The organism is Streptomyces kronopolitis, assembly GCF_050953795.1.
GTDB lineage: Bacteria > Actinomycetota > Actinomycetes > Streptomycetales > Streptomycetaceae > Streptomyces > Streptomyces kronopolitis_A.
Map to the genome: position 1 here is coordinate 1,003,899 of NZ_CP191850.1, position 22,843 is coordinate 1,026,741.

At 72.2% G+C, this 22,843-nt stretch carries 28 protein-coding genes; 15 read left to right on the forward strand and 13 right to left on the reverse strand.

Annotated elements, in window-relative coordinates:
- The first annotated feature begins 490 nt into the window (after positions 1–490).
- The 6 genes from aroQ to ACQP17_RS04010 all read left to right on the forward strand — a co-directional run bounded on the left by aroQ (position 491) and on the right by ACQP17_RS04010 (position 5,189).
- Positions 491–961, forward strand: a complete 471-nt coding sequence (gene aroQ / locus ACQP17_RS03985) for a type II 3-dehydroquinate dehydratase (RefSeq protein WP_433854956.1) — start codon at positions 491–493, stop codon at positions 959–961.
- Between the two features lie 41 nt (positions 962–1,002).
- Entirely contained in the window at positions 1,003–1,842 is an 840-nt protein-coding gene (locus ACQP17_RS03990) for a hypothetical protein (protein ID WP_433854957.1), read from the forward strand.
- A gap of 100 nt (positions 1,843–1,942) precedes the next feature.
- Entirely contained in the window at positions 1,943–2,341 is a 399-nt protein-coding gene (locus ACQP17_RS03995; protein WP_433854958.1) for a DUF7144 family membrane protein, read from the forward strand.
- Between the two features lie 18 nt (positions 2,342–2,359).
- Positions 2,360–3,751: a DUF2252 domain-containing protein gene (locus ACQP17_RS04000; RefSeq protein WP_433854959.1), complete on the forward strand. Its 1,392-nt coding sequence runs from the start codon at positions 2,360–2,362 to the stop codon at positions 3,749–3,751.
- Between the two features lie 129 nt (positions 3,752–3,880).
- Positions 3,881–4,852, forward strand: a complete 972-nt coding sequence (locus tag ACQP17_RS04005; protein WP_433854960.1) for a Ku protein — start codon at positions 3,881–3,883, stop codon at positions 4,850–4,852.
- A 109-nt stretch (positions 4,853–4,961) separates the two neighbouring features.
- Complete coding sequence (locus tag ACQP17_RS04010; RefSeq protein WP_433854961.1) at positions 4,962–5,189, forward strand: DUF6458 family protein; 228 nt, start codon at positions 4,962–4,964, stop codon at positions 5,187–5,189.
- A gap of 43 nt (positions 5,190–5,232) precedes the next feature.
- On the opposite strand, the gene ACQP17_RS04015 is transcribed toward ACQP17_RS04010, so the two are convergent.
- Complete coding sequence (locus ACQP17_RS04015; protein ID WP_433854962.1) at positions 5,233–6,774, reverse strand: alpha/beta hydrolase; 1,542 nt, start codon at positions 6,772–6,774, stop codon at positions 5,233–5,235.
- Between the two features lie 325 nt (positions 6,775–7,099).
- Here ACQP17_RS04015 and ACQP17_RS04020 point away from each other — a divergent pair, with 325 nt between their 5' ends.
- Together ACQP17_RS04020 and ACQP17_RS04025 are read left to right on the forward strand one after the other, a co-directional pair.
- The gene (locus ACQP17_RS04020) at positions 7,100–8,080 is read left to right on the forward strand and encodes a histone protein (protein ID WP_433854963.1); all 981 of its coding nucleotides are present in this window, start codon (positions 7,100–7,102) and stop codon (positions 8,078–8,080) included.
- Between the two features lie 6 nt (positions 8,081–8,086).
- Entirely contained in the window at positions 8,087–9,097 is a 1,011-nt protein-coding gene (locus tag ACQP17_RS04025) for an SRPBCC family protein (protein WP_433854964.1), read from the forward strand.
- 81 nt (positions 9,098–9,178) lie between these two features.
- Here ACQP17_RS04025 and ACQP17_RS04030 read toward each other — a convergent pair whose 3' ends face one another.
- The gene (locus ACQP17_RS04030; protein WP_433854965.1) at positions 9,179–9,505 is read right to left on the reverse strand and encodes a plasmid stabilization protein; all 327 of its coding nucleotides are present in this window, start codon (positions 9,503–9,505) and stop codon (positions 9,179–9,181) included.
- Positions 9,506–9,824: 319 nt separating this feature from the next.
- Between ACQP17_RS04030 and ACQP17_RS04035 the strand changes: the two genes are divergently transcribed.
- Positions 9,825–10,355, forward strand: a complete 531-nt coding sequence (locus ACQP17_RS04035) for a Dps family protein (RefSeq protein ID WP_433859834.1) — start codon at positions 9,825–9,827, stop codon at positions 10,353–10,355.
- 57 nt (positions 10,356–10,412) lie between these two features.
- On the opposite strand, the gene ACQP17_RS04040 is transcribed toward ACQP17_RS04035, so the two are convergent.
- The 9 genes from ACQP17_RS04040 to ACQP17_RS04080 form a co-directional block, all read right to left on the reverse strand.
- On the reverse strand, positions 10,413–10,586 hold the full coding sequence (locus ACQP17_RS04040; RefSeq protein ID WP_433854966.1) for a CsbD family protein: 174 nt from the start codon (positions 10,584–10,586) through the stop codon (positions 10,413–10,415).
- Between the two features lie 18 nt (positions 10,587–10,604).
- Positions 10,605–11,012, reverse strand: a complete 408-nt coding sequence (locus ACQP17_RS04045) for a gas vesicle protein K (protein WP_433854967.1) — start codon at positions 11,010–11,012, stop codon at positions 10,605–10,607.
- On the reverse strand, positions 11,002–11,253 hold the full coding sequence (locus tag ACQP17_RS04050) for a gas vesicle protein (RefSeq protein WP_364876679.1): 252 nt from the start codon (positions 11,251–11,253) through the stop codon (positions 11,002–11,004). The genes ACQP17_RS04045 and ACQP17_RS04050 overlap by 11 nt, the downstream gene beginning before the upstream one ends.
- The gene (locus ACQP17_RS04055) at positions 11,250–12,065 is read right to left on the reverse strand and encodes a GvpL/GvpF family gas vesicle protein (RefSeq protein WP_433854968.1); all 816 of its coding nucleotides are present in this window, start codon (positions 12,063–12,065) and stop codon (positions 11,250–11,252) included. The genes ACQP17_RS04050 and ACQP17_RS04055 overlap by 4 nt, the downstream gene beginning before the upstream one ends.
- Positions 12,062–12,613 (reverse strand): gas vesicle protein, encoded by a 552-nt coding sequence (locus ACQP17_RS04060; protein WP_433854969.1) that lies wholly within the window; start codon positions 12,611–12,613, stop codon positions 12,062–12,064. The genes ACQP17_RS04055 and ACQP17_RS04060 overlap by 4 nt, the downstream gene beginning before the upstream one ends.
- 75 nt (positions 12,614–12,688) lie before the next feature.
- Positions 12,689–12,940: a gas vesicle protein GvpG gene (locus tag ACQP17_RS04065; protein WP_189096949.1), complete on the reverse strand. Its 252-nt coding sequence runs from the start codon at positions 12,938–12,940 to the stop codon at positions 12,689–12,691.
- 9 nt (positions 12,941–12,949) lie between these two features.
- Complete coding sequence (locus ACQP17_RS04070) at positions 12,950–13,663, reverse strand: GvpL/GvpF family gas vesicle protein (protein WP_433854970.1); 714 nt, start codon at positions 13,661–13,663, stop codon at positions 12,950–12,952.
- A gap of 3 nt (positions 13,664–13,666) precedes the next feature.
- Positions 13,667–14,125, reverse strand: a complete 459-nt coding sequence (locus ACQP17_RS04075) for a gas vesicle structural protein GvpA (protein WP_433854971.1) — start codon at positions 14,123–14,125, stop codon at positions 13,667–13,669.
- Positions 14,126–14,210: 85 nt separating this feature from the next.
- Positions 14,211–14,606 carry a gas vesicle protein gene (locus tag ACQP17_RS04080; protein WP_433854972.1) on the reverse strand — a complete coding sequence of 132 codons (396 nt, stop codon included), beginning with the start codon at positions 14,604–14,606 and terminating at the stop codon, positions 14,211–14,213.
- A 265-nt stretch (positions 14,607–14,871) separates the two neighbouring features.
- On the opposite strand from ACQP17_RS04080, the gene ACQP17_RS04085 reads away from it, so the two are divergent.
- The 4 genes from ACQP17_RS04085 (at position 14,872) to dhaM (ending at position 19,520) form a co-directional block, all read left to right on the forward strand.
- Entirely contained in the window at positions 14,872–16,998 is a 2,127-nt protein-coding gene (locus tag ACQP17_RS04085) for a SpoIIE family protein phosphatase (RefSeq protein ID WP_433854973.1), read from the forward strand.
- A gap of 450 nt (positions 16,999–17,448) precedes the next feature.
- Positions 17,449–18,441 carry a dihydroxyacetone kinase subunit DhaK gene (gene dhaK / locus ACQP17_RS04090; RefSeq protein WP_364876663.1) on the forward strand — a complete coding sequence of 331 codons (993 nt, stop codon included), beginning with the start codon at positions 17,449–17,451 and terminating at the stop codon, positions 18,439–18,441.
- A gap of 69 nt (positions 18,442–18,510) precedes the next feature.
- Positions 18,511–19,107 carry a dihydroxyacetone kinase subunit DhaL gene (gene dhaL / locus ACQP17_RS04095; protein WP_433859835.1) on the forward strand — a complete coding sequence of 199 codons (597 nt, stop codon included), beginning with the start codon at positions 18,511–18,513 and terminating at the stop codon, positions 19,105–19,107.
- The gene (dhaM, locus tag ACQP17_RS04100; RefSeq protein ID WP_433854974.1) at positions 19,104–19,520 is read left to right on the forward strand and encodes a dihydroxyacetone kinase phosphoryl donor subunit DhaM; all 417 of its coding nucleotides are present in this window, start codon (positions 19,104–19,106) and stop codon (positions 19,518–19,520) included. The genes dhaL and dhaM overlap by 4 nt, the downstream gene beginning before the upstream one ends.
- 36 nt (positions 19,521–19,556) lie before the next feature.
- On the opposite strand, the gene ACQP17_RS04105 is transcribed toward dhaM, so the two are convergent.
- On the reverse strand, positions 19,557–20,375 hold the full coding sequence (locus ACQP17_RS04105; protein ID WP_433854975.1) for an SAM-dependent methyltransferase: 819 nt from the start codon (positions 20,373–20,375) through the stop codon (positions 19,557–19,559).
- Between the two features lie 376 nt (positions 20,376–20,751).
- On the opposite strand from ACQP17_RS04105, the gene ACQP17_RS04110 reads away from it, so the two are divergent.
- Positions 20,752–21,396, forward strand: a complete 645-nt coding sequence (locus ACQP17_RS04110) for an RNA polymerase sigma factor (RefSeq protein ID WP_364876657.1) — start codon at positions 20,752–20,754, stop codon at positions 21,394–21,396.
- 2 nt (positions 21,397–21,398) lie between these two features.
- Positions 21,399–22,151 (forward strand): hypothetical protein, encoded by a 753-nt coding sequence (locus tag ACQP17_RS04115; RefSeq protein ID WP_364876654.1) that lies wholly within the window; start codon positions 21,399–21,401, stop codon positions 22,149–22,151.
- 203 nt (positions 22,152–22,354) lie between these two features.
- On the opposite strand, the gene ACQP17_RS04120 is transcribed toward ACQP17_RS04115, so the two are convergent.
- Positions 22,355–22,789: an STAS domain-containing protein gene (locus tag ACQP17_RS04120; RefSeq protein WP_433854976.1), complete on the reverse strand. Its 435-nt coding sequence runs from the start codon at positions 22,787–22,789 to the stop codon at positions 22,355–22,357.
- Between the last annotated feature and the right edge of the window lie 54 nt (positions 22,790–22,843).

Genomic DNA, 22,843 nt, shown 5'->3' on the forward strand with positions numbered 1-22,843 from the left:
CCGTGCGCATGGTCGGCGCCGGACCGGCAAGGAGACCGGCAGTCCCGCGCGGAGGAGGCGCCCGGCGCCCGTCCGCCCGGCAAGCGACCGTGAGGAGCAGATGACGGTGCGAGCGCACACAGGACAGTCCGCCACCCCTCGTCCGGATCCCGTTCCGCCCACTCCGGGCCCGGGCCCCGGGCCGCCCGGACCCACCCCGGGCCCCACGCCCGGCCCGGCGCCCGCCCCGGGTCCCGATCCGGTGCCGCCGCCGGTGCCGGGCCCCGAACCGGACCCGATCCCGCCGACCCCCGCGCCGCCGACGCCGGGTCCGCAGCCCGGACCCGCGCCCGATCCGCTGCCCGCACCGGGTACCGGCCGGCTCTGAACCGGCTCCCGGCAGCGGCCGGTCCCGGCCCGTGCGCCGGGCCGGCCGCGGCGTCCCGCACAATGAACCCACCGGTTCCACAGACGCCGGGCGCGCACCGCACGCCTCTGCACGGGAGAGAAGATGCCGAACCCGGACGCCGACCACGCCTCCGCCGTCCCCGTCCTGGTCCTCAACGGGCCCAATCTCAATCTGCTCGGGCTGCGTGAGCCCGAGATCTACGGGCGGGACACCTTCGCCGACATCGAGGCGCTGTGTCACCGCACCGCCTCCGCGCACGGGCTGCGCGCCGATGTGCGGCAGAGCAACCACGAGGGCGTCCTCATCGACGCCGTGCAGGAGGCACGGACCGCGCACCGCGGGATCGTGATCAATCCGGCCGGCTACAGCCACACCTCCGTGGCCCTGCGCGACGCGCTGGCCGCGGCGGACGTCCCGATCGTCGAGGTGCACCTGTCGAACATTCACCGGCGGGAGGAGTTCCGGCACTTCTCGTACGTCTCCGCGGTCGCCGACACGGTGATCTGCGGGGCGGGCGCCCATGGCTACGCGCTGGCGCTGGCCCATCTGGCCCGTCTGGTGGACACGGCCTGACGGGGCCCAGCAATCGCGTACGGGGTCGTTAATCTCGGCGGGTGGGGCATTCCGAGGAGCGCGCCGAGGGTGCGGGACCGTTCATCACCCGGCTGACCTGGCGTCTGGAGGAGGGCGGCACCGCCGTCTGGGAGTCCCGGGCGGCCCGCAAGCGCGGAACGCTCGCGGTGCGCCCCGCCGGTGGCGGCGCGAGCGGGGTGCGGCGCGCCGACGCCGTGGCCCTGAGACGGCTGCGCAGACTCAACGCCGTGGCCGCGGTCTCCTTCACGGTCGGCGGCCTGCTGTTCGCCGTCGGTGCGGCGCTCGCCCAGTTCAGCACCGCGAGCCCGACCGTGAGCGCCACGGTCTACTTCGTCGGCGGCGTCTTCTTCACCCTGGGCGGCTACGCCTCGCTGGCCCAGACCGTCAACGCCCCGCGCCGGGAGGGTACGGCGGGAGAGCTGACCACGCCCGCGTTCCGCTGGTGGAGTTACGAGCCCGGCCGGGTGGACTGGCTGAGCACCTTTCTGCTGTTCCAGGGGACGCTGGTGTTCGGCGTCAATCTGCTGGACTCGTTTCTCCAGGGGCTCACGGCACGGCAGACGAACCGGCTGATCTGGACGCCCGACATGATCGGCTGCGTGCTGTTCCTCATCTCGGGGCATCTGGCGGTCATCGAGGTCTGCCACGGCCGGCCGTGCCTCCACGCGCGCAGCCTCGGCTGGTGGATCGTCGCGGTCAATCAGCTCGGCTCGGCGCTGTTCATGGTGTCCGCGCTGGCGGCCTTCAGCCGGCCCGCGACCGGCAGCCTGGTGAACGTCGGCGTCGCCAATTGGGGGACCCTCACCGGCGCGCTGTGCTTTGCGTTCGCGGGCGTGCTGCAGGCCCGCGAACGTCCCTGACATGCGGGTTCGGCGGACCTGTGGAACCGTGGTCTCACAACGTGATCACCGGCGGGTCCGGTGGGGACACGGCCAGGTTTCTCAAGCAGAGGAGTGACCCATGGCCTCTCAGAAGCAGACTGTGGGCGGTTGGACCGCGTTCGCCGCGGTCCTGATGATCTTCGGTGGCGCGATGACCCTCCTGGAGGGCGTCTCCGCCATCGCCAAGGACAACGTCTTCGTCACCACGACGAACTACGTCTTCTCCTTCAACCTCACCGGGTGGGGCTGGATCCATCTCATCCTCGGTCTCGTCATCCTGCTCGCGGGCATCGCCCTGCTGAGCAGCGGCGCGGCCTGGGCGCGGGTGGTCGGTGTGATCCTCGCGGGTCTCAGCGCGCTCGCGAACTTCCTGTGGATCCCCCACTACCCGTTCTGGGCGATCGTGGTGATCGCCATCGACATCTTCATCATCTGGGCGCTGTGTGCCGGAGACCACCGCCACGCCGTCGCCGTCTGAACCGGTCCGGCGCCTCTGATGGCCTCCGGACCCACCGCGCAGGAACGCGCGGACGCGGGCAGGGCACTTCGCAGCGAAGTGCCCCGCTCGCGTCATGAGGAGTTCAGCCCGGCGCCGGACCGCGCCGACCCGGTGGACCTGATCGAGCGGCAATCGGCCCTGCGGCTGCCGGAGTTGGTCCCGCTGCGCTACGGACGGATGCTGGAGTCACCGTTCCGGTTCTACCGCGGCGCGGCCGCCCTCATGGCCGCGGATCTGGCCACGACACCGTCGACGGGGCTGACGGCCCAGCTGTGCGGAGACGCGCATCTGCTGAACTTCCGGCTGCTGGCCTCCCCCGAGCGTCATCTGATGTTCGACATCAACGACTTCGACGAGACCCTGCCCGGTCCCTGGGAGTGGGACGTCAAACGGCTGGCGGCCAGCTTCGCCATCGCGGGCCGCCAGAACGGTTTCAGCGAGCCGGAGCGGGCCGGCATCCTCCGGGCCGTCGGGGCTTCCTACCGCGAGCGGATGCGCGGGTACGCCACGATGCGGAACCTGGAGGTCTGGTACGCGCGCGACGACATGGCCGAGGTCGAGGCCGAGGAGGCCCGCGAGCTGGGCGCCAGGGGCCGTGCGGGCCTGTCCCGGATGATCGGTGACGCCCATGCGCACGACACCCTCCAGGCGTTCCGCAAGCTGACCCGGCGCAGCGGCGACGAGGTGCACATCGCCGCGGATCCGCCGCTGATCGTGCCGGTGCGCGAGCTGCTGCCGGGCGCCGAGGGGGACCGGCTGACCGGCACCCTGGAGGATCTGATCGCCGGCTACGCCCACAGTCTGCGCGCGGATCACCGCAGGCTCCTGGAGCAGTACCGCGTCGTCGACATGGCCCGCAAGGTCGTCGGCGTCGGCAGCGTCGGCACCCGCTGCTGGATCATGCTGCTGCTCGGCAAGGACTCCGACGACCCGCTGCTGCTCCAGGCCAAGGAGGCCGGCGAGTCGGCGCTCGCCCCGTACGCCGGGCCGAGCCGGCACGACAACCAGGGCGCCCGGGTCGCGGAGGGCCAGCGGCTGATGCAGGCCGCCAGCGACATCTTCCTCGGCTGGCGGCGGACCACCGGCATCGACGGGCGCTCCCGCGATTTCTACGTGCGCCAGCTGCGCGACTGGAAGGGCATCGTCCAGGTCGACGAGATGGCGCCGATCGGGATGCGGCGGTTCGCGGTGCGCTGCGGTGGCACGCTGGCCCGCGCGCACGCCAGGTCGGGTGACCGGATCGCGATCGGCGCGTACCTCGGCTCGGGGACGGTCTTCGACGAGGCGCTGGCGCGGTTCGCGGAGCGCTACGCGGACCAGAACGCGCGCGACCACCGGGCGCTGGTGGCGGCGGTCCGTTCGGGCCGGGTCCGGGCCGAGGCCGGCTGAGCGGACGGACCGCCCGCGCGGTCGCGCCCGGCGGCCGCCACCCGTTCGGCACACCCCGTACGGCAGCGGATGTAGGCTCCGGCCGCCCCGCCTAGCATGGATCCGAACGGTTCCGACGAAGGCGGCCCCATGCGCCCCACGGCGAAGTTCTCCATCAGCTTCGGCCTGGTCACGATCCCGGTCGCGGCGTACAACGCCACGGACAGCTCCACGTCCGTCAGCTTCGTACGGATCCACACCGCGGACGGCGGCCGGGTGCGCAATCAGCCCGTGTGCTCGCTGGAGGGCGTGGAGATCACGCCGGACGAGATCGGCCGGGGCTACCGGCCCGGCGACGGCGACACGGTCGTCCCGCTGAGCGACGCGGACCTGGACGCGCTGCCGCTGCCGACCGCGAAGACCCTGACCATCCTGGCCTTCGTGGCCGGCGGCGACATCGACCCGCTGCAGATGGGCAAGGGCTACTACCTGGGCATCGACAGCCCCGCCGCGGCCAAGCCCTATGTGCTGCTGCGGGAGGCGATGGAGCGTCACCAGCGCGTCGGCCTGGGCAAGATCGCACTGCACGGGCGGGAGACGCTCGCCATGATCCGGCCGATGGCGGGCGCGCTGGTGATGCAGGTGCTGCTGTGGCCGCATCAGATCCGCCCGATGGACGGGGTGCTGCCCGAGCGGCCGGTGGAGGTCCACGCCAATGAGGTGGAGGCCGCCGAGACGCTGATGGACTCCTACGGCGAACTGTCCGAGGACGATGTGCACGACCACTACCGCGAGGCGCTCGAAGAGATCGTGGCGGCCAAACTGGCGCACCGTGAACCGCACTTCGACACCGGCCAGGAGCAGCCCGCCGGCCAGGTACGGGACCTGATGGCGGCCCTGCAGGACAGTGTGCGCGCGGCCCGCAGGTCCCGCGGTGAGGACGAGGACGCCGAACCCGCCCGGGGCGCCGCCGGATCCGGCCGCGGCACGAAGAAGAGCGCCGCCCGCAAGACCGCGGCGAAGAAGACGGCCGAGGGCAAGGCCGCGGCCGGGAAGTCCCCCGCGAAGAAGACGGCCGCGGCGAAGAAGACCTCCGGCAGGGGCGGCCGCCGCGCCGGCTGAGCCCGGCCGCGCCCACCGCCCGCCCCGCTCCCGCACATAAGCCGACCCCCGCGGGGTACGCGGGTGGTCAACGAGCATTTCTGCCAAGAAAGTTATGGAGGTTGACACCATGGGTATCGGCGGGTGCATCGGCCTGCTCGCAGTGGGCGCGATCCTCACCTTCGCGGTGGACTGGCACATGGCCGGGATCAACCTCGACCTGGTCGGCGTCATCATGATGATCGTCGGCATCATCGGCCTCGCCACGTACGTCAGCATCCTCAAGCGGCGGCGTACCCAGCCGCCCTCCCCCGGCGCCCCCGTCGTCGACGTGGAGGACACCCGCTACTACAAGTAGCCCCCGCCGCGGCCACGCACGGCCCCGCCGCGGGGCGGGCCGGTCAGCCGCAGGAGGTGTGCGCCTTGGGCAGGGTGCCGTTGAGGAGGAAGTCGTCGACGCGGGTCTGTACGCAGGGGTCGCCGGTCGTGTACGCGGCGTGCCCCTCGCCCCGGTAGGTCAGCACGACGCTGGAGTTGTCCAGCGCCCGGGCCATGGCGAACGCGCCCTGGTAGGGCGTCGCCGGATCGTTGGTGGTGGCGACGAGGAGCATGGGCGGCGCGCCCGGTGCCGAGACGTCACGGGAGGAGTCGTCGCCCGCCACCGGCCAGTCGTAGCAGTCCAGCAGGGTGGGGGCGATGTCGGGGCCGAAGAGCGGGGAGGCCTTGGTCAGTTCGTGCTCCGCCCGCGGGAAGTCGCCGGCGCCGTAGCGCTCGGAGGTGTCCCGGCAGGAGATCGCCCGCAGGGCCAGCTGGTCCTGCGGCGGTAGCTCGTCCCGCCCGACCTGCCGCGCCGGGAGCCGGGCGGCACTGCCGCCGCTGTCACCGCTGTCGCTCAGCCGGAGAATCCCCGAGGCGTCCCCGCGCCGCAGCTGTGCCAGCGCCTGGCGCAGCTGCGGCCAGTCGCTTCTGCTGTAGAGGGCCTCCCGCAGGGCGTACACATAGGTGGTCTCATCCACCGTCTCCCCGTTCACCTTCATCGGCCGGTCGCTCAACTCGTGGTACCAGCCGAGCAGTTGCTGTTGCGCCTGGTGCGGGTCGGTGCCCAGTGGGCAGTCCGCGGAGGCGATGCAGTCGGCGGCGAAGTCGTCCAGCGCCCGCTGGAAGCCCCGGGCCTGGGCCACCGCGGTCTGCCAGGTGTTCTTGGTCGGGTCCTCGACGCTGTCCAGCACCATCCGGCCGGTCTTGTCGGGGAATTGATGGGCGTAGACCGCGCCGAGCTTGCTGCCGTAGGAGAAGCCCAGGTAGTTGAGCTTGTCGTCATGGACAGCGGCGCGCAGTACGTCCATGTCCCGCGCGGCGTCGGGGGTGCCGACATAGGGCAGCAGTCCGCCCGAGTAGCGGCCGCAGGCCTCGTTGATGCGCTTCTCCTTGCCGGCCAGGCTGTTGTCGCCGCCCCCGGCGGGCGGCGGGGCGAGGGTGCTGCCGCAGGAGACGGGTTCGGAGTGGCCGGTGCCGCGCGGGTCGAAGCTGACGATGTCGTAGCGCTGCCCCAGCCGGGCGAAAGCGCTGCCGCTGTCGATCAGATAGTTGACGCCGGAGGCGCCCGGGCCGCCGGGGTTGAGCACCAGTGAGCCGAGCCGCTTGCCGGGGCCGGTCGCCTTGAGCCGGGTCAGCTGGACCTGCATCGTGGTGCCGCCCGGGTCGGTGTAGCTGCGCGGCACCGTCAGCCGGGCGCACTCCAGGCGCTCGCGGAAACCGGGCGGCTCGGTGGCGCCCCCGCTCTGCGCACCGCCGCGTACGTCTCCGCCGCACTGCTCCCAGGAGAGGTGCTGCTGGTAGAACGGCGTCAGATCCTGGTCACCGGCCGCCACCGCGGCGGGAGTTCCCGCGGCGACACCGCACAGCGCCACTGCCGCCGCCACGGCCCACAGCCGTACGGACACCGTGTGCCGGCGACCATGCCGCGCTCCCCCTGCTCCCCCGCGAGACCGCGCACGGCGTATTCCCGGCATATTCCGAGCGTAGGGCGGTTGCCCGGCGTCCGCACACCTACCCGTGGCGTGGCGCCCGGCGCCGCCCTCGCGCGGAGTTCACCACGCAATGGCATCAACCACATGCACTGTGTCACCGCGAGGGGCCCCGATGCGCTTCGAGATGCGCAGGGCATCACACCCCTCACTCTGGAATAAGGGCGGAGCACACCGCCGGCCGGTGGTCGCCTGCACGGACGCCGATTCGGCCGGACGACCGGGAAAAGGTGGCGTACCCATGAATGACGGATCCAAGGCTCTGTTGGCCGCCGCACTGGCCGGCGGCTATCTTCTGGGCCGCACGAAGAAGGCCCGGTTCGCCCTCACGGTGGCGTCGTATCTCGCCGGGCGTCAATTCGGGCTTGAACCGCGCCAGCTCGTGACCGAGGGGATTCGCAAACTCGGCGAGATTCCCCAGGTCGCGGAGCTGGGTGACCAACTGCGCGGAGAAGTTCTGAATGCCGGCCGGCAGGCGGTGACCACGGCCGCCAACCGCGGTCTGGAGAACCTGGCCGACACGCTGCACGACCGGACCCTGAAGCTGGAAAGCGGCGCGGAGGAACCGGAAGAGGAAGAGGAGTACGAGGACGAAGAGGAAGGGGAGTACGAGCCGTACGACGAGGGCGAGGAGCCCGAGGAGGAAGAAGAGGAGGAGTACGAGGAGGACGAGGGCGAGGAGGAGCCGGAGGGCGAGTACGAGGAAGAGGAAGAAGAGGAACCGGAGGAGGAGCCCGAGGAGCGGCCCCGCCGGCGCACACCGCAGAGGCGCACCCCGGCTGCGGATCGGGAAGCCCCGTCGAAGCGGGGCGGGCAGCAGGCCAGAAAGGCCGCCCGGAAGAAGGCCGCGGCCGGCCGTACGGCCCCGCAGCGGTCGGCACCCGCCAAGAAGGCGCCACCCGCGAAGAAGACCGCCGCCAAGAAAACAACGGCGAAGAAGACCGCGGCAAAGAAGACCGCCGCCAAGGCCCCGGCCAAGAAGGCCGCGGCGAAGACCCCCGCGAAGAAGACCGCGGCAAAGAAGACGGCAGCGAAGAAGACCGCGGCGAAGAAGACGGCGTCCGCCAAGAAGGCCCCGGCCAAGAAGACGGCAGGGAAGGCCGCCAAGAAGGCCCCCGCGAAGAAGACGGCCGCCAAGAAGACTGCCGCAGGCAAGAAGGCAGCCCCCGCGGCGAAGAAGAGCGCCAAGAAGACATCAGCGCGCGCCGAGCGCCGGAGGTAAGCGGTCATGGCCAAGACGGGACAGGACAAAGCGGATACCGGACTCGACCGACTGCGGGACGAGCTCGGGGACTATGTGTCGAGCTGGGTGGGGAACCTCGCCGAAAAGGCCGGCGACAAGCTGACGGATGTGACGGGCCAGCTGACCGATGTCGCCGAGAACGGCGGATCCCTCGGCAAAATCGGAGCCAATCTCCTCGGCGGCGACTCCCCCGCGAAGGCCGCCCTCAAGGGGACGGCGGAGAACGTCAAGGACACCGTCGTCGGCAAGGCCAAGGAATTCCTGGGCGGCGGGAAGAAGCGCAAGTCCGGGGACCAGAAGGTCACCAACATCATCGAGGTCCTCGACATCGGCGTACCGCTGCGCACGGCCTACGACCACTGGACCCAGTACGAGAAGTTCAGCAGCTTCACCAAGGGCGTTCGCAGTGTGTCGATGGCGGACGAGACGACCACGGACTGGAAGGCCAAGGTCGGTCCGTCGACACGGGGCTGGAAGGCCACCGTCCAGGAGCAGATTCCCGACGAACGCATCGTCTGGACGTCCGAGGGCTCCAAGGGATCGACCCGCGGTGCGGTCAGTTTCCATGAACTGGGGCCCAATCTGACCCGCATCGTGCTGGTCGTCGAGTACTACGCCTCGGGGTTCTTCGAGAAGACCGGAAACATCTGGCGCGTCCAGGGACGCCGGCTGCGGCTGGACTTCAAGCACTTCCAGCGCTACGTGACGCTCACCGAGGAGGAGCCGGAGGGCTGGCGCGGCGAGATCCGTGACGGCGAGGTCGTACGGACCCACGAGGAGGCCGTCGAGGCCGAGGAAGCCGAAGAGGCGGAGGACTCGGAGGACTACGACGGCGAGGACGCCGAAGGTGCCGAGGACGCGTACGAGGACTACGAGGACGAGGAGGAAGACGCCGAGGGCCGGGACGAGGAGGACGAGGACCTCGACGAGGACGAGCCGGCCGAGGACGGCGAGGAGGAGGACGAGGAGTGGGAGGAGGAAGAGGAGGAGGAGTGAACGGAGCGGCGGGCCCACCCCGTCCACCGGCCGCTCGCCGCGGGGCCCGCTCCGTCCGGGGGCCGGCTCAGCGGCCGGGGGTCAGCGGCCGAGGGCGTGGCGCAGCTGCTCCTTGGTCATCGAGGACCGGCCCTCGACATGGCGCTTCTTCGCCTCCTCGTACAGCTGGTCCCGGGTCGGTCCCTGCGCACCGCGGTGCGAGCGCGCGCCGCCCCGCTGCGGAGCGGACTTCGGGTCCCGGAGGGAGACCCTCCCCGGCGACTTCGCCTCGCCGGCGCGGGCCCGCTCCTTGTTCACCGTCCGCGCGGCGATTTCCGCGGCGCGCTTCGTGGACGCTCCCCGATCCTGCGCGCCTTCCTTGATGTGCTCGTACTGGCGCTCACGCTTCTTGTTCGCACCGGCAGGCATGCTGGCCTCCTTGACGTGGGCAGGCGGCCGCGCCGGGCCGGGTGCGGCGACGCGGCGTGCCCGTCCGACCGAAATCTCGCACCCCCCACTCCAGCCCGAACAGCGTCGATGCGCTACTCGGAGCGCGCGGTGGGGTGCCGCCCGGCCGGGCGGGCGTCGCTTTCCGGATACCCGCCGGCTGCTTTTTCTCACCGTGCCGAGGAATGTTTCCGGGCGCGGCCGCCGGGCACCCGCATCAGCATCACAGGAAGATCGACCTGTGGTGAAAGGAGAGTTCACCGTGGCCGCGAGCAATTCCCCCGCATACACCGTTCCCGGCATGACGGAGGCCGAGGGCGGCGAGGTCATCGAACGCCTTCGGCTGAGGCTGCACGCGCTCAATGACCTGGCGCTGACGCTCAAGCATGTGCACTGGAATGTCGTGGGTCCGCATTTCATCGCCGTCCACGAAATGCTCGACCCACAGGTCGATTCCGTCCGCGCCATGGTCGACGCCACCGCGGAGCGCATCGCGACGCTGGGCGGCTCCCCGTCCGGCACGCCGGGCGCGCTGGTCAAGGAACGCACCTGGGAGGACTACTCCGTCGGGCGGGCGGACGCGATCGCGCACCTGGGTGCGCTGGACCTCGTCTACTCGGGGATCATCAAGGACCACCGGGCGGCGGTGGCGGCCACCGACGGGGTCGATCCGGTGACCCAGGACCTGCTCATCGAGCATCTGCGCTCGCTGGAGCTGTTCCAGTGGTTCGTCCGGGCGCACGTGGAGAGCGCCGGCGGCACGCTCAGCACCGACGCCGCCCACACCGAGGCCGCGGCGGGCCGGGTGGCCGTCCAGCAGGCCCGCCGGTAGCCCCGGCCCTGCCGCCCGCCGGCCCCGCCCCCGCGTACGGGGGCGGGGCCGCGCCGGTCAGTGCCGCAGCGCGTCCCGGCCCTTTTCCACGGCCTGTCGCATTTTCCCCCGGACCTGTTCGGCCTTCCCACGGCGGGTCAGGCCCTTGTTTCCCAGCGCCTTACCGGTGGATTCCATGGCCTTTCCGCCGACGATATGGCCGAGGTTTCCGGTCTTCCTGCCGATTCCCATGTCACGCTCCTTCGGGGGTCATTCCGCCGGTGGCAGCAGCGTCCCGAGCGGACCGAGATCCAGATTGAGGTCCTGCATCTTCAGGTCGTATTCGGCGCAGAGTTCCACCATGCGGTCGTGCAGAATCATCAACGTCGCTCCCAGGCGCTCCTCCTGCTCCTCGGTGAGGTCGCCGGAGTCGACCCGTTGCAGGGCCTGGCGTTCCATGAGCTGGCGCAGCAGCTCGACGAGGGTCAGCACGAGCTTGATGAGGTCGCGCTCCACGGTGTCCGGATCGGTGCGCAGCCGGTGTGCCGGGCCGCGCCGTGGTCCGCCGCCGGACGGCCCTTCGTCCTGCGGCGCCGCGGGCAGCAGCCGGAACGCCCGGGCGGCCGCGTCGGCGACATCGTCGAAGCGCCGGGCGGAGCCGCGGTCCTCATCCGTCATGGCCGTCGCGTACCGGAGTGGCGGTGGTGGACCACGGTGCGGGCATCTGCTCGCTGATGGACACGATCAGCGCGCGCAGGGAGATGCGGACGAGGTCGATGTCGGCGATGGAGAGCACGACATCGCCGGTGAGGACCACCCCGCCGCTGAGCAGCCGGTCCAGCAGGTCGATCAGCGCGATCTGCCGGTCCGGCAGCGGCTCCCGGTCCACCGCCGGCGGCCGTCCGTCCGCGGCCCTCACGGTGCGGCCCGCTTCGCCGGCTCGGTTTCGGGCGGCGTGGCGAAGGAGTACGGGGCCCAGGGCCCGGTGACCTCGACGCGGACCCCGCTCAGGCCTTCGGCGGCCCGCAGGACATCGGCGCGGAAGCGCTCGGCGTGCCCCACCGGCACGAGATAGGCGTCGTTGATGACGTTCTCCCCCGGACCGCGGGCGAGTTCGCCCTGCTGGGCCCGGTGCTGGACCCGGTCGACGGCGTGCCGGCGGGCGGCGTCCTCGACGCGCCGGGCGATCTCCTCGGCGTCGCGGTAGGCGTCCTCGCGGGCGTGCCGCTGGGCCCGCCGGTGGCTGAGGTAGGCCCGCCCGGGGCTGAGGTCGGGTGCGGCCGGCGGGGTGGCCGGGCGGTCGGTGGCCGCGGGCGCCTCGACATAGATCTTGACGCCCCACTCGGTGTGGGCGGTGAGGTCGGACAGCCGCCCCGCGAAGGCCTCCTGGCGGGCGTCGAGCATCTGCCGCACCCGTTCGTCGTCGAGGTACACCGTGGCCAGCCGCAGCGGCAGGACGGTGGTGCGCTCGGCCAGCGCGCCGATCACCCGGTGGTGGGCGCGGGCCACCGACTCCAGCCAGTCCAGGTCCTCCAAGTGGGCGCGCAGCGCGGACTCCTGGAAGTCCTGCTCGGGCACCGGGCTCACGGCGGCCACCATCTCGCCGCGGTGTCCGGCGCGCACCAGGTGCACCGGCGCGTCCGCCACGCCGGGCAGGCCGGACAGCGCCTCGGTCAGCGTGCCGTCGTCGTCCCGGGCGACGGCGTACGCGTAGCTGATGGTCTGCGTCATGACGTGTCCCGCCGCCTGCTGCGGGAGCGGGGCGCGGGACGCCCGGCGCGGGAGGCCCGTGCGGCACGGCGGGGCGCGGGCCGGCTCTCCTCGGGCTCGGGCTCCTCCTCGCCCTCACCCTCTTCCTCGGCCTCGTTCTCTTCTTCGGCCTCGCTCTCTTCTTCGTACTCGCCCTCCTCGTACGTGTCCCCCTCCTCACCGGCCGCCGGCAGCTCCTCCCGCAGCGCCTCGATCTCGGCGCGCAGCCGCTTGTTCTCCTCGGCGAGCGAGCGGGAGCCGTCCGAGGCGCGGGAGGAGAGCGAAGGGTCGTGCTCCCACCAGTCGATGCCCATCTCCTTCGCCTTGTCCACCGAGGCGACCAGCAGCCGGAGTTTGATGGTGAGCAGCTCGATGTCCAGCAGATTGATCTGGATGTCACCCGCGATGACGATGCCCTTGTCCAGGACGCGCTCCAGGATGTCGGCGAGGTTGGCCGAGGAGCCCTGCCCGCCGTACGGGCCGGCCCGGGACGGGTAGTCGCCCGCCCTCCGTGCGACGGGTTCGTTCACGGCCGCTGCACCTCGCTTCCCGGCTGTCGCGGAGCCGCAGCGCGCGGCCGCGCCCCGGCTCGCCGGTGACCGCGGTCAGCCGCCGGTGCCCTGCACATGCGCCCTGATCTCTTCCAGCCGGTCCAGCAGTTCGTCCTCGCGCCGGTCGAAGGTCTCCTCGTCGATCTCGCCGGCGAGCAGCGCGCGTTCGAGCGCGGCGAGTTCCCGCTCGATGGGTGCGGGGTCGTAGTACTCCTCCTCCGCGGCGTCGACGACGCGTTCCATGACCCAGGCCACGCCGCGCACGGGCGCCAGCGGAAGGGTGGCGAGTTGACTCAACAGTCCCATGGGGACTCCCTAGACGAAACTGTAGGCGGGCAGCGGGCCGAGCAGCCGGAGATCGAAGTCCTCCCCCAGCTCCTTGGCCAGGTCCTGCTGCGCGCCGAGGAAACTCTTCTCGTTGTCCTGCTCCACCAGGAAGGACACGCTCAGGAAGTCGTCCCCGGTCGCCTGCGACAGACGCTCCTCGCGGGCGAACCCGCGTAGTGCGTCGACGAGTTGGCCGGCGAGCGCCTCCTGCCGGTCCTGTACTTCCCGGGCGATCAGTTCACCGAGGGCGAGCGGCAGCTCCGGCCCGCCGGTGCCGCTCTTGAGCTGGCCGTTGAGTGTGCGTGCCTCGTCCGACTCCGAGAGGATCTGCCGCAGCAGTGCCTCTTCGGCCTGGGCGGCCTTGAGGTGGTACTCGGCGCAGCCCTCCAGCGCCTCCAGCCGCTCGGTGTATTCCTCCGCACGCTCCTGAAGCACCTCCCGCACGGCCTCGTCGTCCGTGGTGGTGAAGCCGAATTGCAGGGGCAGGACCGTGCCGTCGGCCATCAGCGTCTCCTGGACGGCCTGGTGCGCGCCGAGGTCGCGGCGTTTGGGCCGCAGCTCCTGGGGGGCGTCGCTGACGACGGCGGTGAGTTCCTCGCTGCGCACGGTGCGCAGTGCGGACGGCGGGTCACCCACGCCGTGCAGGGACTTGAGGTGCTGGGGGTGGCTGGTCGCCACGATGGAGTAGACATAGACGGGCATCGCTCACTCCTTCCGGCGCCGGGCCGGGCGACGGGCCGGCCGCTCACGCCGGCCGGCGGGCTCCTTGTGCTTCTCCTCGTGCTCCTCGTCGTCCCCGCCGCCGCCCTTGAGGGCGTCGCTGACGGCTTCCGCGGCCCCGGACAGCGCGCCCTTGGCCTTGCCGTGCGAACCACCCTCGGTGACCTCGCCGACCAGATCGGTCAGCTGGGAAGGCGCCTTGCGGCCCTCCTCCAGGTCGAGGCGGTTGCAGGCCTCGGCGAAGCGCAGGTAGGTGTCGACGCTCGCGACGACGATGCGGGCATCGATCTTGAGAATTTCGATGCCGACCAACGACACGCGTACGAAGACGTCGATGACCAGTCCGCGGTCCAGGATCAGATCGAGGATCTCGTAGAGATTGCCGGAGCCTCCCCCGCCGCCACCGGGGGCGAGGGTTCCTCCGCCTTGCGGCACCACAGTCACGGTGCCTCCCTTCACCGGCGCGCCCCGCGAAGCGGAGCGGCCGAGTCGTCCGCCTGGCGAACGTGGTGTGGCGGCCCGCCGGTCCTCAACGCCGGTCGACCTGGCCGCGGGTGTAGCGGCGGGTGCGTTCGTACGCCATCAGCTCGCCTTCGCTGTCGAGCCTCACCCGGTACGTCGCCATCACGCTCGTGGTTCCGGGCACCCGTTCCAGCTCCAGGACTTCCACATCCGCCTGCCAGCCGTCCTCCGTCGGCTGCACCGCGGAGACGGAATCGGGCGCCCGCCCCAGCAGCTCTTCCAGCTGCTCGGACGCGTACCGCATGGCGCGGGGCGCCGAAACGCGGCGGGCCGCGCGCTCCGTCGTCTCGCTCTCGCGGCTGTCGGCCCGGGTACCGCTGGTTCTTTTGACGGTTTTCCTGGCGGTCTTCTTGCTGGACGGACGCCGGACTCGTTCCGTGTCGTCCTCTCCGTCTGTGGCCATGTTCTTCTCCGGATTCGGAGGCGACATGCTGCCCACGCCACTTCCAAGAGGCGCCACTACATGATATACGGCCTGAGCTGAGTGCATCTTGAATGATCCCGTCCCTGGCGGGAGGCGGGGCGGCGCGGGAACCGAGTGCCGTGGACCGTCCGGCGGCGTAACGTCGGCACTGACCCGACAGAGACGGCACGGCGGTCTCGGCACGGGGAAACCGGCGGGCCGGAGTGGTCTCGATGGCGCGACGACAGCTGTGTGCAGGTGTGCGATGACCGGCGGGACCGGGGCGGATCCGGTCGACCGGGCACTGCTGGGCGCCCTGCGGAAGACCGGGGCCTCGGCCGGCGGTCTCTACGAGCTGGCGGACGACGAACCGGTGCTGCAGCTCACGGTCATGAGCGGGATCCCGGCACCGTTCCTGGAGCCGTGGAGCCGGGTGGCGCTGGCGGCCCCGATCCCGGTCGCGGTGGCCGCCCGCGAGCGGCGTCTGGTGTGGGCCGGCGGCCAACAGCAGCTGGCCCGGGACTTTCCCCGCACGGCGGTGGCCGTGCCCTATGACTTCGCGCTGGCGGCCGCCCCGGTGGGCGACGGAGCCGCGGGCCGCGGCGCCCTGCTGCTGATGTGGCCGGCCGGCCACGCGACACAGCTGTCGGCGGACGAGTACGAGGCGGTGGAAGCCTCCTGCCGGCGGCTGGCGACGCTGCTGGACGCGCGCCCCCGGCCCCGGGGCCCCACCGCGCCCGCCGGTGCCCCGCGGGTCCTGTCGCCCCCGCCGCCGCGGACCGTGAGCCCCCGTGAGGCGCTGGCGGCCGTCGACTACCTGGAGCGGCTGCCCGGCGGCTGCTGCGCCCTCGACCTGGACGGACGCTTCACCCTGGTCACCACGGGCGCGGCGGAGCTGCTCGGCGGGTCGGACACCCGGCTGCTCGGCTCACGCCCCTGGGACGCCCTGCCGTGGCTGCGCGATCCGGCCTTCGAGGACCGCTACCGCGCCGCGGTGATCAGCCGCCGGGCGATGTCGTTCACCGCCTGCCGGCCGCCGGACCGGTGGCTGACGTTCCGCCTGTTCCCCGACGCCCGCGGGCTGAGCGTGTGGATCAGCCCCTCGGACAAGGACTACGGGCCGGTGGCGCCGCCTCCCGCCCAGGCAGAGGTGCCACCGGCCCGGGCCGGGCAGATCTACCACGTCCTGCACCTCGCGGCCGCCCTCACCGAGGCCGTGGGGGTGCGCGACGTCGTGGATCTCATCGCCGGTCAGATCGTGCCGGCGTTCGGCGCCCAGGGAATGATCATGTACGCGGCGGAGGCGGGCCGGCTGCACACCATCGGCCACCGCGGCTACCCCCCGGAGGCCATCGACGCCTTCGAGGGGGTCGCCCTGGACGCCGCCCACAGCCCCGCCGCCCACGCCCTGGCCACCGGGGAGTCCAGTTTCTTCAGCTCCCCCGAGGAGATCGAACGCGACTACCCGGGGCTGCTGCGGCTGACCGGCAAGGCGTCCCGGGCCGTGCTGCCGCTGGTGGTCTCCGGCCGCCCCGTCGGCTGCTGCATCCTCTCCTACACCCGGCCCCGTACGTTCAGTCCGCAGGAACGTCAGGTCCTCACCTCGCTGGCCGGGCTGATCGCCCAGGCGCTGGACCGCGCCCGGCTCTACGACACCAAGCAGCAGCTGGCCCACGACCTCCAGGCCGGTCTGCTGCCGCACGGCCTGCCCGCGGTGCCCGGGTTCGCCGTCGCCGGCCGTTACCTGCCGTCGACCCGCGGTATGGAGATCGGCGGCGACTTCTACGATCTGATCCGGCTCGACGAGGGCCACATCGCGGCCGTCATCGGTGATGTGCAGGGACACAACGCGGCGGCCGCCGCCTTCATGGGACAGGCGCGCACCGCGGTGCGCGCCTACGCGGCCGCGGGGGTGTCCCCCGGCGAGGTACTGGCCCGCACCAACCGGCTGCTGACGGATCTGGACCCGGAGCTGTTCACCAGCTGTCTGTACGTCCACATCGACCTGCGGACCCGGCGGGCGTGCCTGGCCGGTGCCGGTCATCCGCCGCCCATCCTGCGCCACCCCGACCGGCACACCTCGGTGCTGCACGTACCGCCCGGACTGCTCCTGGGCATCGACCCGGACGCCCGGTACTCCGCCACGGAGATCACCCTGCCGTCCCGTTCCGTCCTGGCGCTCTACACCGACGGCCTGGTCGAGACGCCGGGCGTGGACCCGGAGCGCTCGGTCGCCGAACTGGCCGGGCGGCTCAACGACGCACCGCCGCTGGGCCCCGAACGCCTCGCCGACGCCCTCCTGGAGAACCAGGACGCCGACACGGACCGGCAGGACGACGTGGCGCTGCTCCTGCTGTCGGCCCTGCCGGCCGGCCCGGCCATCCCGGTGTGAGCCGATGAGGGCCGCCGCCGGGTTTTACCCGGGACCGGAACAGGGAAGCAGCCTCTGCACGTCACGGTGACACGCCGGGACATCCAGGCGGTGGGGGCCCGCGCACCTCGGTCCCCGAGAGCCGGGGCGCGCTCCCCGGAGGACGACGGCAGGCACGACCCGCCCGCGGGCAACCCAAGGGGAACGCACTACAGAGAGCACAACGACACCAGCACGCAGCAGTGCCGCCAGGCCCCTCACCGTCCGATACTGGTCCCGCCGCACCTCGACGTCCGGAGGCCCGCACCGCCGCCCGATAGGCCGTCAGCACCGTCCGCACGAGGTCGGCAGCAGCCCGCCGAAGCCCGATTTCCCCTGCCGGAGACTACCGAGATCAACCGCGGCCTACCTACGATGACCTGGACAAACGCCGGTCATCGGGCCCACTGCCAGTTTCACCAGGAGGTACCCATGAAGATGCTGATCAACGTCGCCGAGACCGTGGTGGCCGATGCGCTGCGCGGCATGGCCGCGGCGCATCCGGAGCTGGTGGTGGATGTCGAGAACCGGGTGATCGTGCGGCGGGACGCGCCGGTGGCGGACAAGGTGGCGCTGGTCTCGGGGGGCGGTAGCGGACACGAGCCGCTGCACGGGGGATTCGTGGGGCCCGGCATGCTGGACGCCGCCTGTCCGGGCGAGGTCTTCACCTCGCCGGTGCCCGATCAGATGGTCCGTGCCGCGGCGGCCGTGGACAGCGGGCACGGCGTGCTGTTCCTCGTGAAGAACTACACCGGGGACGTGCTCAACTTCCAGATGGCGGCGGAGCTGGCGGAGGACGAGGGGGTGCAGGTGGCCAGCGTGCTCATCGATGACGATGTCGCGGTGAACGACTCGACGTTCACCGCGGGGCGGCGCGGCACCGGCGCGACCCTCTTCGTGGAGAAGATCGCCGGCGCCGCGGCCGAGGAGGGCATGCCGTTGGAGCGGGTGGAGGCGCTGGCCCGGCAGGTCGTGGCGTCGTCGCGCAGCTTCGGGGTGGCGCTGAGTGCCTGCACGACGCCGGCGAAGGGCAGCCCGACGTTCGATCTTCCGGCCGGGGAGCTGGAGTTGGGCGTCGGGATCCACGGTGAGCCGGGGCGCGAGCGCCGGGCGATGATGACCTCGCGGGAGATCGCGGACTTCGCGGTCGACGCGGTCCTGGCCGAGCTGGATCCGCGGCTGCCGGTGCTGGTGCTGGTCAACGGCATGGGCGCGACCCCGCTGCTGGAGCTGTACGGGTTCCAGGCGGAGGTCCGCCGGGTGCTCGACGAACGCGGCGTGGCGGTGGCCCGCACGCTCGTGGGGAACTATGTGACCTCGCTGGACATGGCGGGCTGTTCGGTGACGCTGTGCCAGGTGGACGGGGAACTGCTGCGGCTGTGGGACGCGCCGGTGCAGACCGCGGGACTCCGCTGGGGCCGGTGAACCCGCGCCCCGTACCCGCTTTTTGTTGAGTACCCGAACGACCAAGGAGAGTAGTCCGTGTCCGAAACGGTGCTGGATGCCGCGTTCTTCGTACGCTGGATGACGGCGGCGGCCGCCGTCATCGACCGGGAGGCCGACCGGCTCACCGAGCTGGACTCCCCCATCGGTGACGCCGACCACGGGAGGAATATGCAGCGCGGCTTCGCGGCCGTGGTCGCGGCGCTGGAGGCGGAGCCGCCGGCGACGCCCGGGGCCGTGCTGACCGCCGCCGGACGCAAGCTGATCTCCAGTGTGGGCGGGGCGTCGGGGCCGCTGTACGGCACGCTGCTGCGGCGGGCCGGCAAGGCGTTCGGGGAGGCGCCGCAGGTGTCCGCGCAGGAGCTGCGGGCGGGGCTGGGCGCCGGGGTCGACGCGGTGGCACAGCTCGGCGGCTCGGCGCCGGGCGACAAGACGATGCTCGACGCGCTGGTGCCGGGCGTCGAGGCGCTGGCGACCTCCTTCGACGCGGCGGCCACCGCCGCCGAGAAGGGCGCGCTGGCGACCGTGCCGCTCCAGGCCAGGAAGGGCCGGGCCAGCTACCTGGGCGAACGCAGCATCGGGCACCAGGATCCGGGGGCGACGTCCTCGGCGCTGCTGTTCGCGGCCCTCGCGGAGGTGGCGAAGTGAGCGAGCGGACGACGGACGCCACGGTCGGGGTGGTGCTGGTGTCGCACAGCGCGACGGTCGCCGAGTCGGTGGGGCAGCTGGCGGTCGGGCTCGCCGGTGGCGCCACGGTGCCGGTGGCCGCCGCGGGCGGCGGCCCGGACGGCGGACTGGGGACCAGCGCGGAGCTGATCACCGAGGCGGCCCGGTCGGTGGACCGGGGCGCCGGGGTGGCGATCCTGGTCGATCTGGGCAGCGCCGTGCTGACCGTGAAGACGCTGCTCGCCGAGGGCGACGAACTCCCCGAGGGCGCGCGGCTGGTGGACGCGCCGTTCGTGGAGGGCGCGGTGGCCGCGGTGGTCACCGCCTCGACCGGCGCGGATCTGGACGCGGTCGCGGCGGCGGCCGGGGAGGCGTACGGCTACCGCAAGGAGTGAGGGAGACCGGACCGGAGGCCGCCTGCCGCGCCGCGCTCAGGGTTTGCGGGCGACGCCCGCGTAGCAGGCGGCCTCCGCGTCGGTGACGTGCGTGGCGTCCTCGGGGTGGTCCGGGCGCCACTGGTGGGAGAGGGTCACGCCCGGCTCCAGCAGCTCCCAGCCGTCGAAGAAGCGCAGGAACGCGGCGCGGGAGCGGAACTGGAGCCGGGTGCCCGCCTCGCCGTAGATCTTGATGATCTTTCCCATGGCCTCGGGGCTGAAGTCCGCCGTCGCATGGCTCATGGCGAGCGTGCTGCCGCTGGGCAGCGCGGCCTTGAGGCACTCGACGATCTCGTGGGCACGGTCCCCGTCCTCGTCGGGGACGAAGTGCATCAGCGCGTTCAGGCTGAGCGCGACCGGGCGGCGCAGATCGAGGGTATCCAGGAGCTGCGGTGCGGTGAGGATGCCTCCGGGGTCGTGGACGTCGGCCTGGACGTACGCGGTCCGGCCCTCGGGGGTGCTGCGCAGGAGGGCCGCGGCGTGCGCGAGGACGATCGGGTCGTTGTCGGTGTAGACGACCCGGGCGTCCGGGGCGATGCCCTGGGCGACGTCGTGGAGGTTCGGCGCGGTCGGGATGCCGGTGCCGATGTCGAGGAACTGCCGCATCCCGGAGGCGGCCAGGACGCGGGTGGTGCGGTGCATGAACTCGCGGTTGATGCGGGCCGCGACCAGAGCTGCGGGGAAGACCCCCAGCACGCTTCCGGCGGCCATCCGGTCGGCGAGGAAGTTGGTCTTGCCGCCCAGGAAGTAGTCGTAGATCCGGGACGAATGGGCCCGGTCCAGCCGCAGGTCCACCACGGAATCGTGCTCGCTCATCGTGCGCTGCCTCCCCAGGTACGGCACCTGACGCCGGCGCCCGACCGGCGCACGGGGCCTCCCCCTCGTAAGCCGCGCACCCCGGCGGCGCGTCCTGCGCCGCCGTGCGCCTGGCTGGGGAAGCACTGCCCCGCCTGCCCCGGAACATGCCGGAGCGCACCGGCCGGTGCCGCGGCAACCGGAGCCGCCGCGACACCTGCGTCACATGCCTGTGTCACGCGTAGTCATATGAATACGCTACGGAAGATTTTTGCCCACGCGATGCCACAAACGGGCGTACTTTCCGGTTCATTGGAGGGTGAGGGCAACCGCTCTCCCGCCGCCGCCCGTCTCGGCGCCCGGTGGCGGAGCACGGCAATCGGAACGAGGACGGCTCGTGAGCGTAGACCGGGACCGACCGCTACCGGCGTGCGCTCCGGCGCATGTCGATACCGCGGAGTTAGCGGCATCATCCCGCTCCGGGCTCCCGTCCGTCACACCCGTCCCACTCGACCGTCAGCTGGCGATCACCTTCGAGGCGTTCCTGTCGACGCACGCGCGCAAGTGGCTGACGTATGCCTATCTGCACACCGGCAGCCAGGCCGCGGCCCGGGAGGTCACCCGGGCGGCGTATGAGCGGCTGGGCCGGCTGTGGCCCCACGCGCTACGTCAGGCGTCGGTGGAGGCCTACGCCTGGTCGGTGCTCAAGGAGCGGGTGGTGGAGTGGCTCTACGACCACCAGCAGCCCACCGCCCTCACCGAGACCGCCGCCTTCGCCGTCGTCACCCACGCCCTGCTGCGCGAATGCCAGCAGCAATTCGCCATGCTGGAGAGCCAGTTGGGGCTGTACGCGGCCATCGCGCGGCTGCCGGAGCGGCAGTGCGATGTGATCGTGCTGCGCCATGTCATCGGCTACAGCGACGCCCAGATCGGCTCCTTGCTCGGCGTCGACGAAGTGACCGTGCGCTCGTACGCGAGTCGCGGCAAGCGCAAGCTCGCCGCCGCGCTCGGCATCGACCGGGGAAACCCCAGGGGGAACTGACCATGTCGCACATCCGTCCCGCCGCCCGCCGGGAGACCGTCGAGACGCTGCTCAGCGCGGCCGCCGCGGTGTCCTGGATCGAGGGCCTGTCGGGGTTCCACGATCTCGATGACGCCGGGGTGCTCGGCGCCCTGGCCACCACTCGCCGCGGGGGGCCGGCGGACCCGGACGGCCCGCCGCCGGCGGTGTCGGCGGGCCGCGACGGCCAGGGCGCGCCCAGCACCTACCCCAGCGCCCGCGACGAGGCCACCCATGAACTCCAGCTGGCCTGCGCCCTGGTCGTCAATGCCGCGGCGGCCGCGGCGAGCCTGGAGCGGCTGGTCAACGACCACCGCATCGACCCCGAAGGGGCGCTGGTCTTCGCCTGCCTGCTGCACATCACCGGCCGCGGGGACGCGGCGCACTTCTGGTGGCACTTCGGCGCCGGCGCCGGCAGCCGCACCGCCGCCTACTGCCTGTATCTGGCCCACCGCCGCAACGGCGAGTACCGGGACGCCGCCTACTGGCGCGAGCAGGCCGCCCACGCGCCCGACGAGGAGCGCCGCAGCGTGGCCGCGTTCGACGAGAAGCAGCTGCTGCCGGACTCCGCCCGGCACAACCTGCTGGTCCAGTGGCACAGCGGGCTGGCGCCGACCCTGCCGGACGCCCTGGAGAAGGTGATCCACCGCCTCGCCGTGGACGGCGAGGACGAGGACTTCGGGGCGATCCCCCGCCCCTCGCCCACGCTCGTCCGGGACCTCGGCCTGGCGCAGTAGCGGGCCCGGCGGGCGGCTGCCCGGCCACGGCTCCCCCTCGCCCGGTCGGATGGACGCGGTGCCCACCGGGACTTGACGCCGATCCGGCTGCCGGACGGCACCTTCGGGCCGCTCTACGAGTCCGCCTCTACCGGAAGATCACCTTTGCCCGGTTCGGCGCCGCCTGGCCGGGCGGGCGCTGCCCGGCCGGGCGGGCGGCCGCCTCACACCTCGTCCGGGTCCGTCTCCGGGTCCGCGTCCGCGTCCGCCACCTCCGGCGGCCAGGCCGGGCGGCTGGCGTCGGGGACCGCGGTCAGCGCGTGGCCGACGGTGGGATAGCAGGAGAAGACGTTCAGGGACTGCGTGCCGACCAGCAGGCGCAGCATCCGCACCCCGAGCGAGGCCAGCAGCAGCCGGCCCTCCAGCCGCCGACACAGCCACTCCAGGGCGAGCAGGCAGCTCAGCCCCCGTGAGTCGCAGAAGCGCAGGGCGGTCAGATCGAGCACCAGGAAGCGGTGCCCGGCCGAGACCACCGACCGCGCCTCGGCGAGAAACGCCTGCTCGGTGCGGAGGTCCAGCTCCCCACTGACCCGCAGCACCGCGCACTCCTCCGCCTGCACGATCGCAGTGACCGCCAACGACCGCATCTCCGCACTCATGGCGTCCAGACTAAGCGCCGCCGCCGGCTGCCTCACCGCCACGGCCGGTCGGCG

Bases quoted from the DNA above. Each gene is read 5' to 3' on its own strand.
- aroQ (WP_433854956.1), top strand. From the start codon at position 491: ATGCCGAACCCGGACGCCGACCACGCCTCCGCCGTCCCCGTCCTGGTC.
- ACQP17_RS03995 (WP_433854958.1), top strand. From the start codon at position 1,943: ATGGCCTCTCAGAAGCAGACTGTGGGCGGTTGGACCGCGTTCGCCGCG.
- ACQP17_RS04000 (WP_433854959.1), top strand. From the start codon at position 2,360: ATGGCCTCCGGACCCACCGCGCAGGAACGCGCGGACGCGGGCAGGGCA.
- ACQP17_RS04005 (WP_433854960.1), top strand. From the start codon at position 3,881: ATGCGCCCCACGGCGAAGTTCTCCATCAGCTTCGGCCTGGTCACGATC.
- ACQP17_RS04010 (WP_433854961.1), top strand. From the start codon at position 4,962: ATGGGTATCGGCGGGTGCATCGGCCTGCTCGCAGTGGGCGCGATCCTC.
- ACQP17_RS04020 (WP_433854963.1), top strand. From the start codon at position 7,100: ATGAATGACGGATCCAAGGCTCTGTTGGCCGCCGCACTGGCCGGCGGC.
- ACQP17_RS04025 (WP_433854964.1), top strand. From the start codon at position 8,087: ATGGCCAAGACGGGACAGGACAAAGCGGATACCGGACTCGACCGACTG.
- ACQP17_RS04030 (WP_433854965.1), bottom strand. From the start codon at position 9,505: ATGCCTGCCGGTGCGAACAAGAAGCGTGAGCGCCAGTACGAGCACATC.
- ACQP17_RS04035 (WP_433859834.1), top strand. From the start codon at position 9,825: ATGACGGAGGCCGAGGGCGGCGAGGTCATCGAACGCCTTCGGCTGAGG.
- ACQP17_RS04040 (WP_433854966.1), bottom strand. From the start codon at position 10,586: ATGGGAATCGGCAGGAAGACCGGAAACCTCGGCCATATCGTCGGCGGA.
- ACQP17_RS04045 (WP_433854967.1), bottom strand. From the start codon at position 11,012: ATGACGGATGAGGACCGCGGCTCCGCCCGGCGCTTCGACGATGTCGCC.
- ACQP17_RS04055 (WP_433854968.1), bottom strand. From the start codon at position 12,065: ATGACGCAGACCATCAGCTACGCGTACGCCGTCGCCCGGGACGACGAC.
- ACQP17_RS04065 (WP_189096949.1), bottom strand. From the start codon at position 12,940: ATGGGACTGTTGAGTCAACTCGCCACCCTTCCGCTGGCGCCCGTGCGC.
- ACQP17_RS04070 (WP_433854970.1), bottom strand. From the start codon at position 13,663: ATGCCCGTCTATGTCTACTCCATCGTGGCGACCAGCCACCCCCAGCAC.
- ACQP17_RS04080 (WP_433854972.1), bottom strand. From the start codon at position 14,606: ATGGCCACAGACGGAGAGGACGACACGGAACGAGTCCGGCGTCCGTCC.
- ACQP17_RS04085 (WP_433854973.1), top strand. From the start codon at position 14,872: ATGACCGGCGGGACCGGGGCGGATCCGGTCGACCGGGCACTGCTGGGC.
- dhaK (WP_364876663.1), top strand. From the start codon at position 17,449: ATGAAGATGCTGATCAACGTCGCCGAGACCGTGGTGGCCGATGCGCTG.
- ACQP17_RS04105 (WP_433854975.1), bottom strand. From the start codon at position 20,375: ATGAGCGAGCACGATTCCGTGGTGGACCTGCGGCTGGACCGGGCCCAT.
- ACQP17_RS04115 (WP_364876654.1), top strand. From the start codon at position 21,399: ATGTCGCACATCCGTCCCGCCGCCCGCCGGGAGACCGTCGAGACGCTG.
- ACQP17_RS04120 (WP_433854976.1), bottom strand. From the start codon at position 22,789: ATGAGTGCGGAGATGCGGTCGTTGGCGGTCACTGCGATCGTGCAGGCG.